The organism is Aeromonas sp. QDB11 (assembly GCF_027705265.1).
Taxonomy (GTDB): domain Bacteria; phylum Pseudomonadota; class Gammaproteobacteria; order Enterobacterales; family Aeromonadaceae; genus Aeromonas; species Aeromonas allosaccharophila.
The window spans coordinates 21,279-29,276 of the sequence record NZ_JAPDBM010000060.1; the positions used below are offsets into that span (position 1 = coordinate 21,279).

Here is a 7,998-nt window from a genome sequence, read left to right on the forward strand (position 1 = left end):
TCTCAAGGTGGCAATCAAGGTTGCCGATTGACGAAAAAAGCCTGACGTTTTCCGATGTGGCGAAGTTCAGCGGGGATGTTCGGCCTGAGCGAGGGCGGCCAGCAACAGGGCACTACTCTTCTCGTCTTGGTGATAGCCATTGAGAGCAGAGAGTCGTTCGGCTGCGGGGCCGTGGGCCACTAGACGCCCGGCTTTGAGCTCGATCAGGGTGGTGAAGTTGCGTCTGACAAATTCGGCGTCGTGACTGATGGCTACTATGGTGGTGCCCTTCGCCCGTTCGCTGACAAGCCAGCGCTCCAGAATGGCCAGCCAATGGGGATCGAAATCCCGGCTCGGCTCATCGAGCAGCAGCAAGGCGGGCTGCATGGCATGGAGGCAGGCCACCGCCACCATCCGACGTTGGCCAGCATCGAGATCCAGCGGGTGGGATGCTGCCCACGCTGTCAGCTCGCACTGCGCCAGTGCCGCCGCCACCCGTTCCCGGATCTCTTCCCCCGGCCGTTTTTGCAGGCGCAGGCCAAAGGCGATTTCATCGTCGACCCGGCTGTGAAACAGCTGGCGCTCCGACTCCTGAAACAGAAAACCGATCTGACTGGCGCGCGCCAGTGCCCGCTGCTCGCAGAGATCCTGTTGTTGCCAGCTCACCGTGCCGGAGGTGGGGGCCAGCAGGCCCGCCGCCAGTCGCAGCAGGGTCGACTTGCCTGCGCCGTTATCCCCGACGATGGCTACTTGCTCCCCGCTAGCAATCTGCAATGTGATGTCGTGCAGGCAGGGATTGTCCGGCGCCCACGAAAAACAAAGGCGGTCAAAGCTCAGCATAAAACTCCCGCAAAATGGCCAAAGGGTAGGGATGATGGTGCGGGTCGCGCGCCAGCAACGCCTCGCGCAGGGAGTCTGGCAGGATCACCCGCCCGGGCAGATGGGGCAGCACCTCGCCCAGTTCGCCGCTGGCCAGCTGGCGGCCATGGTCGAGCAGTACGAACTGCTCGCAATAGTGAGCGGCCGGAAAAAGCCGCTGCTCCAGCAAGATGACGCTGCAGCCGCTCAGCTCGCTGTAGTGGCGGATCTGGCGCAGCAGGGTGTGGCTCGCCTCCGGGGTCAGGCGGCTGAAGGCCTGATCCAGGATCAACAGTTTGGGCTGCATCGCCAGCGCACAAGCCAGCACCACCCGCTGGGCCTGCCCTCCCGACAGGGAGAGCGGATGTTGCGTCGCCAATTCCTCGCAGTGACAGCACGCCATGGCATCAGCCACCCGCCGACTGATCTCGGCCACCGGCAGCGCCAGATTGGCGGGGCCGAAGGCCACCTCATCCGCCACCGAAAAGCAGCAGCCGGAAAATTGCAGATAGGGGGATTGCTGCACCCACTGGCGTTGGGCCGCCTGTTCATTGAGCTGCCCCCCGTCGTGGGCAGTACCGAGGATGGTGCCTGTCCCGGCCAGGGTATCGAGGTGCAGCTGCGACCAGCCTCCCGCCAGCAGTTGAGCCAGCAGGGATTTTCCCGCCCCGTTGCCGCCGAGGATGGTGAGCCACTCGCCTGCACCCAATTCAATGTCGAGGGGCCCCAGCTGGAAGTGGTCAGGATGGGCCGCATGGCCGATGGTTAATCCACGGAGCGATATCATGGCCACCACCTCCAGACGATCTCCAGCAGTACCAGCACCAGCAACAGATAGCGCAGCAGCGGCTCATGGCGCCGCTGCGGGATCTCGACCACGCGGGTGCGGGTCGGCTGGCTGCGAAAACCGCGCAGATCCAGCGCCATGCTGCGGGTGGCCAGTTCGCTCAACGCCTGCCCGACCAGCGGCGAGAGCAGCGGAATGATCGCGCGCAGCCGGGCCAACGGATGGCCATCAAAGGGGACGCCACGGGCCAGCTGGGCCTCCTTTATCGCCCGCAACTGGTGGCCAAGTTGCTCCTTGAGCAGCAGCGGGCCACAGCAGAGGTAGGAGAGGGCGATGGGCAGCCGGCTGGCAAACAGCGCATGGACAAAGCGCTCGGTCGAGACCGCCCACAGCCAGAGCTGGGCGCTGGCGAGACAGGCGAGCAGGCGACACCAGAGGGGCAGAATGGGGAAGGTTTCGCTGACAGGCGCCTCTGGCATGCCGAGCAGGATCCGCAACCAGGGGCCGTGAACCAGATAGAGCCCCAGCCCCAGCGGCAGCATCACCGCCAGCACCAGCTTGACCCGGGAGCGGGCTCCCGGTAGCACCATTAACGCGAGCAGCGGCAGCAGGCTCCAGCCCCAGAGCCAGGGGGGCGGCAGCACGCTGGCCGTGACCGAAAACCACAGCCAGAGTGCGAGGGAGGTAAACGGGTGCATCAGCGCACGGCGGCCATCTGCGGGAAGTGGCGCAGGGTGCGCTGCGGCAGGCGGCGTACCAGCCCCCAGGCGATCAGCACGGTCAACAGTTTGTCCAGCAGGTTGGTGCCGAGCACGGTGACGGCGACCGACTCTTGCAGATCGCTGCCCATGGCGTGCAGGTAGGCAACCATAAAGTCAGCACCGCTGCCGGTGGCGCCACCAAACAGGTAGGAACGGATGGGAATGGCCACCAGGGTGAGCGCCAGGGTGATCACCACGCTGCTCATCACCACCTTGGGCAGATTGTTGAACCAGCCCGCGCGCGCCATCAGACCGGCACTGAGACCAATCATCATGGCGACCGGGGCAAAGGCGGCGGCGATGGGGCCGGTGAGCAGTCCCCACAGCAGGTTGGTGAGCAGACCGGTGGCGACCGCCATCCAGGGGCCCGCCAGAATGGCGCAGAGCACAGTCCCGATGGAGTCAAGGAAGATGGGCAGCTTGAGCATGGAGACCGCCTGTCCCGCCACCATGTTGATGGCGATGCAGATGACCATAAATGCCAGGTTGTAGCTGGAGAGTTTACTGACGGACATAGTGATCCTCACAAGGTTCTGGGGGTAATGAGCAGCTCTTCATAGCCGGAGTGGGGGCAGGGGGCTCGGGTGAAACGGTACGCCTCCAGCTCGCCAATCACAAGTTCGAGGGTGGTGCGGACCCGGCAACCGGGCAGCACATGGCCACCGCGCATCAATCCCTGCTCGTCAGAGAGGGAGAGGTGCAGGTGTTCGCACTCCGGGTCCAGGGTGCCGCCGAGGGCGATCACCTCGAAGGCCCCCTCCAGCAGGGTGCCATCGGGCCGGGCGGCATAGCGCAGATTGGCGTGGGTCAGGCTGCCGACCGCCCCGGCGATCCAGGCAGCCTGCAGGCCGTGTTGGGCCATGTGTGTGCGCAATCCGGCGATCAGGTCCTCCCCCGGCAACAGGCGCAGGGCCAGAAAACGGGCGGGGGAGAGGGGAAGGTGAGGGGTAGTCACGTCAGGCACTCCTTGCTGCAAAAAGAAGGTGCCCTGAGGCACCTTGTCTGGATAGGCTGTTTACGCCCTTTTATCGCAAGCAACCTCGAGCCGCTTCACAGATTGGTGAACGCGCAGCGGCTTAGCGGTTAACCGTGCGTCGCATCAGGCGAAGCAGGCCCAGATGGGAGCGTGGTCGGAGGGTTTTTCGATGCCGCGCAGCTCATAGTCGATGCCGGTCTCGGTCACGCTGTCCTTGAGGGCGTCGGAGGCCATGATGAGGTCGATACGCAGGCCGCGGTTCTCGTCAAAGCCCCTGGAGCGGTAGTCAAACCAGGAGAAGCGCTCGCACTCGGTGGGGTTGGCGGCGCGGAAAGTGTCGGTCAGGCCGAACCCTTTCAGCCGCTCCATCCATTCGCGTTCGATGGGCAGGAAGGAACACTTGCCATCCCGCAGCCAGCGCTTGCGGTTTGCCTCACCGATGCCGATGTCGAGATCGGTGGGGGAGATATTCATATCCCCGATCAGCACCAGCTGGTCGTCCGGCGTGTGGTTGGTTTCTAGGTAGTGCTGCAGATCCTCGTAGAACTTCTGCTTGGCCGGGAACTTGGTCTCGTGATCCTGGTTTTCACCCTGCGGGAAGTAGCCGTTCATCACCTTGATGAGGGAGCCGTCTTCGCGCTCGAAAGTAGCCATGATCATCCGGCGCTGGGCCTCTTCATCGTCGGTGGGGAAGCCTTTCTCCACCTTGACCGGCTTCTGCTTGCTCATGATGGCGACCCCGTAGTGGGCCTTCTGGCCGTGAAACTCCACGTGATAGCCCATGGCCTCCACATCGGCCAGCGGGAAGGCTTCGTCGTGTACCTTGATCTCCTGCAGGCCGATCACATCGGGCTGGTGCTTGTCGATGATGGCTTGCAGTTGGTGCAGACGGGCGCGCAGGCCGTTGATATTGAAAGAGATGATCTTCATGTCCGGGATGCTCATGTCATTTTTATAAGTCGCTATTGGACTAGGAATCCGCCGTGGATGCAAGTTTGGCCGCGGGCCTGCGCCAATGGCAGGCCCGGTGAGCACGGGGAGGGATCAGCGGGTCATCTTTTTGACAAATACCACCACAAACAGCGCCAGCGTGAAGCTGCCGGTAAAGGCCTCGAAGGCGGCAAAGAGCCTTGAGAGGCCGACCGGGGTAAAGTCGCCATAGCCCAGGGTGGTGAAGGTGACCACGCTGTAGTAGAGGCACTCGATCAGGAAGATGGCGTTCTGCTCGAAGGGGGCATCCGGCCGGTAGATAAGGTGGTTGCCCGAGAAGTTGAGGCCGCAGAAGAAGTAGAAAATGCTGCAGATAAAGATAAGCAGCAGGGAGAAGAGCACCACCCGCATCGGGGCTTCGCCATAGCCGCAGAAGAGATCGACCACCCAGGAGGTGAAGCGCTGGCTCGACCAGAACGGCAGTTGCAGCCGGCGCATGGTGAGCTCCTGCTGGATATAGTTGCCGGACATGGTGAAGATCCCCTGCGCCTCTGAGGCTTTGCGCAGATCCCGGTAGGTCTCTTCCGCCTCCTTGAACCAGATGCGTGCCTGTTTGGGATCCCGTTCGCGGCGGCCCTTGCGATCCTGCATCACCCGTTTGCCGGTCTGCATGTTGTCGAGCCGGGTGTTGTGCCAGCGGATGCCGAGCAGGTTGACGTCATCGAGGGTGGCACACTGGAGGTTGGCATCACTGAGATCGGCCTTCATCAGGCTGCCGCCCTTCATGCGCAGGCCGTAGAGGTGGCCACCGCGCAGGTTGGCGCGATAGAGGTTGCACTGCTCCAGCAAAAATCCCTCATCGGACTCCTTGTTGACCAGATTGAGACCAGCCAGATTGGCCCGTGACAACTGCAGGCCGTGGCAGAGTCCGCCGGCGCGAACGTACTGTTCGAGCGCCTCGGCAGTGTGGGCTTCCTGATGGGGTCTGTGGGGATCATGCCAGTGGCAGAGCTCGTGCTCGCCAGCCTCTTCACTGCAGTGGCGGCCATCGGCCACCAGATAACGACACATCGCCATCTTCGTTTCCCTCGCATTGCCGGACTGGTTTCAGCATAGGCGGGGAAAAGGGGGCGTGGCGACGTCTTAGCGGAACTGGTTGAACTCCTGACGCAGCTTGCGAAAACGCTCCTGCTGGGCCGGGTTGAGGGGGATGCCGTCGAGCACGTCCAGAGTGTCTTTGCACTCGGCGCCAAATTCCGGGCTCTTGCGGTTTTTCTGCATCAGTTGCAGCAACACCTGGATCTTGTTGAGGGCCGCACCAGTGTTGGCGGGGGCACGGCGCAGGGCTTCGCGGAAGTGGCCGAGGGCCTGCTCCAGCTCGCCGCTCTGATAGGCCTTGATCCCCAGATCGTTGAGCTGCTGGTAGCGCTGACGCCGCTCCAGCACCGTCTTGTCATCCCGGGTTGCCTGGATGCAGGTGGTGAGCAGCCGGTCTTCGTCTTCCGCCAGCAGGCCCTGCAGGCTCTCGGCATACTCGAACTCGCCGAGCTGGTAGAGAGCGAGGATGGTCTCGCCGAGCAGGGCGGGGGGCATAGTGGCCGGTTCATCGAGCCAGTTCTGATTGGCGCGATAGAGCATCTTCTTGCCCTTGAGCAGCTCCCCCAGTGCAATTTGCACCCGGGCCTGACAGATCTGCTCGAACACCGGGTAGTTGAACTCCGACATCATCAACGAATCGCGGATGCGCGACAGGGCCGAATTGACCTGCTTTTGCAGGTTGGCGATGTGGTAGCTGTCGTTGCTGTTGAGGGCGTAGAGGGTCAGGGTCTGGATATAGGCCCCCAGATAGTGGGGGGTGCGATGAATGGAGTTGCGCGACAGGTCGATGAGGGCAAGCAGCACATCCTTGGCCTGGGCGTAGTCGTGGCGCTGCAGGCACACCTCCGCCAGTCGGCGGGAGAGTTGCACCGACTGGGGGGAGATATCCACCGCCCGTCTGAGCTCCTGCTGCGCCTGCTCGTCATGACCGAGGGCCAGCAGGGATTCAGCCAGCCAGAGGTGAGCCTCCACCATCAGCGGGGTATTCTTGAGGGTCGCCTGCAGATGGCTGACTGCCTCCTCGTGGAGCCCGAGGGTGTTGCACGCCTTGCCCAGCGTCAGGCGGGCCCAGCTGTTCTCCTGCCCGGCCAGCAGCTGGCGCATCAGGGCGCGTGCCTCTTGTGCCTGACCCAGCTTGAGGTGGGTATCGGCCTGCAGGCAGCGGCAGTAGTTGGCAAAACGGGGCACGGCATCGGCCCGCTCGGCGCAGGCGGTAATGAGGGCCGCCAGATTGTCATCGGCCAGCGCGCTAAAGACACTGGCCAGCGCGTTGCGTCGGGCGAGGGCGCGTTTGAGGCGAAACGAGAACTGCTCCTGGGAGAAGGGCTTCATTAGGTATTCGTCGGGTTCGGCTTCCAGCGCGCTCAGCACCATGGCGCGGGAGCTGTCGCCACTCACCATGATCACCACGCTCTGGGGCGGGATCAGATCTTTGTCGCGCAGGCTTTCGAGCAGCTGGCGACCATTTTCGCCGACCCCCAGATCGTAATCGATGAGATAGATGTCGAAACTGCCCTTCTGGCAGCGGCGCCGTGCATCCTCGGCGGTATTGGAGTAGGTGATGTTGCTGATCCCCAGATTGATCAGCATCGCCTTCATCATCACCTGAAACGAGCGCTGCTCATTGACCATCAGAATGCGTTGGGGCTTGGCTGGGCTCTTTTTTTCTGGCTCTTGTTCAGGTGTCTGCATCTGTCTGGGTCGAGGCGCTGCGGGCTGATGAGGGAAAGTGTGCCACCAAAGCGCGTGAAGTGGCAATCAATGTGCTTTTGTCGCATCGCTTTCTGTTCGCGGGTCACGTTTTTTCCGGATTTATCGGGGCCATGTGGTTGATCCATATCAAATAAAGTTCAGATGGGGTGGCAGCCTGCGGCGCGCTTTTTAGACTGATAGAGGGGACCGGAGAGACGCTCCGGTCAGCTGTAGACCCTATCAGGCAGGCATCAGGGCCTGCATCTGTCCATGGAACAATCAGGGAGGGAGCAAAAATGAGTCTGTTACCGAGCCGTACCAGTCTGTTCGATGACCTGTTTCGCGATATGGCGTCCGGCTTCTATATTCGTCCCCTGCACGGGGATCCGCTACCGAGCCAGATCAGGCTGGATTTGAAAGAGAGTGATGACAACTATCTGTTGCAGGCCGAACTGCCTGGGGTTGCCAAGGAGGATATCCATGTGGATATCCATGGCAAGCAGGTGACCCTGAAGGCGGAGATCCGCCAGTTTGACAGCGAGAACAAGGATGAGCGAACCCTGCGCAGTGAACGCTACTTCGGCAGTGTCTCGCGCACCCTGGAGCTGCCGGTCGAGGTGGCACTGGACAAGGTCAGCGCCAGGTTCGAGAACGGCATCCTCACCTTGCAACTGCCCAAGCAGGTGGAAACCCCGGCACCTCATCGGGTGACCATCGAATAACCCGTCATCAATGACCCCAATGATAAGGCCCCGCTCTCGGGCAATGCTGTTCACTTAAGAAAATTTGAGTTCCAGTCCACGTAGTATCAGGGCTAAAAAATGAGGGAGGCATGATGCCTAATGCCAGTCAGTTAAGCCTGACTGGCATTGTTTTTATTGGCTTTTTTCACACTATACCTCTGGGGCCTTGGCTTC

General features: G+C 61.9%; 9 protein-coding genes. 1 reads left to right on the plus strand and 8 read right to left on the minus strand.

The genetic code is table 11. The annotated features are described in order from the left end of the window. Positions 1-66: 66 nt before the first annotated feature. The 8 genes from OKC40_RS17540 to OKC40_RS17575 form a co-directional block, all read right to left on the minus strand. Complete coding sequence (locus tag OKC40_RS17540) at positions 67-819, minus strand: energy-coupling factor ABC transporter ATP-binding protein (protein WP_270796264.1); 753 nt, start codon at positions 817-819, stop codon at positions 67-69. Beyond that, on the minus strand, positions 806-1,624 hold the full coding sequence (locus tag OKC40_RS17545) for an energy-coupling factor ABC transporter ATP-binding protein (protein WP_270796265.1): 819 nt from the start codon (positions 1,622-1,624) through the stop codon (positions 806-808). The genes OKC40_RS17540 and OKC40_RS17545 overlap by 14 nt, the downstream gene beginning before the upstream one ends. Then, the gene (locus tag OKC40_RS17550; protein ID WP_270796267.1) at positions 1,621-2,322 is read right to left on the minus strand and encodes an energy-coupling factor transporter transmembrane component T; all 702 of its coding nucleotides are present in this window, start codon (positions 2,320-2,322) and stop codon (positions 1,621-1,623) included. Before OKC40_RS17550 ends, OKC40_RS17545 begins: the two co-directional genes overlap by 4 nt. Further along, on the minus strand, positions 2,322-2,900 hold the full coding sequence (locus OKC40_RS17555; RefSeq protein ID WP_270796269.1) for an ECF transporter S component: 579 nt from the start codon (positions 2,898-2,900) through the stop codon (positions 2,322-2,324). The genes OKC40_RS17550 and OKC40_RS17555 overlap by 1 nt, the downstream gene beginning before the upstream one ends. 8 nt (positions 2,901-2,908) lie before the next feature. Beyond that, a complete protein-coding gene (locus OKC40_RS17560) occupies positions 2,909-3,340 on the minus strand; it encodes a PPC domain-containing DNA-binding protein (protein ID WP_111805801.1) in 432 nt (143 codons plus the stop codon). A 144-nt stretch (positions 3,341-3,484) separates the two neighbouring features. Then, positions 3,485-4,291, minus strand: coding sequence for an exodeoxyribonuclease III (gene xthA, locus OKC40_RS17565; protein WP_270796272.1), 807 nt, complete (start codon positions 4,289-4,291; stop codon positions 3,485-3,487). A gap of 114 nt (positions 4,292-4,405) precedes the next feature. Further along, positions 4,406-5,368, minus strand: a complete 963-nt coding sequence (locus tag OKC40_RS17570; protein WP_270796273.1) for an ion channel — start codon at positions 5,366-5,368, stop codon at positions 4,406-4,408. Between the two features lie 66 nt (positions 5,369-5,434). Beyond that, positions 5,435-7,081, minus strand: a complete 1,647-nt coding sequence (locus tag OKC40_RS17575; RefSeq protein WP_270796276.1) for a tetratricopeptide repeat-containing response regulator — start codon at positions 7,079-7,081, stop codon at positions 5,435-5,437. Between the two features lie 296 nt (positions 7,082-7,377). On the opposite strand from OKC40_RS17575, the gene OKC40_RS17580 reads away from it, so the two are divergent. Beyond that, on the plus strand, positions 7,378-7,803 hold the full coding sequence (locus OKC40_RS17580; protein WP_042057885.1) for an Hsp20/alpha crystallin family protein: 426 nt from the start codon (positions 7,378-7,380) through the stop codon (positions 7,801-7,803). Positions 7,804-7,998: the final 195 nt, after the last annotated feature.

Excerpts from the sequence above, each read along its gene's own strand:
- OKC40_RS17555 (WP_270796269.1), bottom strand. The coding sequence starts at position 2,900 with ATGTCCGTCAGTAAACTCTCCAGCTACAACCTGGCATTTATGGTCATC.
- OKC40_RS17540 (WP_270796264.1), bottom strand. The coding sequence starts at position 819 with ATGCTGAGCTTTGACCGCCTTTGTTTTTCGTGGGCGCCGGACAATCCC.
- OKC40_RS17550 (WP_270796267.1), bottom strand. The coding sequence starts at position 2,322 with ATGCACCCGTTTACCTCCCTCGCACTCTGGCTGTGGTTTTCGGTCACG.
- xthA (WP_270796272.1), bottom strand. The coding sequence starts at position 4,291 with ATGAAGATCATCTCTTTCAATATCAACGGCCTGCGCGCCCGTCTGCAC.
- OKC40_RS17580 (WP_042057885.1), top strand. The coding sequence starts at position 7,378 with ATGAGTCTGTTACCGAGCCGTACCAGTCTGTTCGATGACCTGTTTCGC.
- OKC40_RS17545 (WP_270796265.1), bottom strand. The coding sequence starts at position 1,624 with ATGATATCGCTCCGTGGATTAACCATCGGCCATGCGGCCCATCCTGAC.
- OKC40_RS17575 (WP_270796276.1), bottom strand. The coding sequence starts at position 7,081 with ATGCAGACACCTGAACAAGAGCCAGAAAAAAAGAGCCCAGCCAAGCCC.
- OKC40_RS17570 (WP_270796273.1), bottom strand. The coding sequence starts at position 5,368 with ATGGCGATGTGTCGTTATCTGGTGGCCGATGGCCGCCACTGCAGTGAA.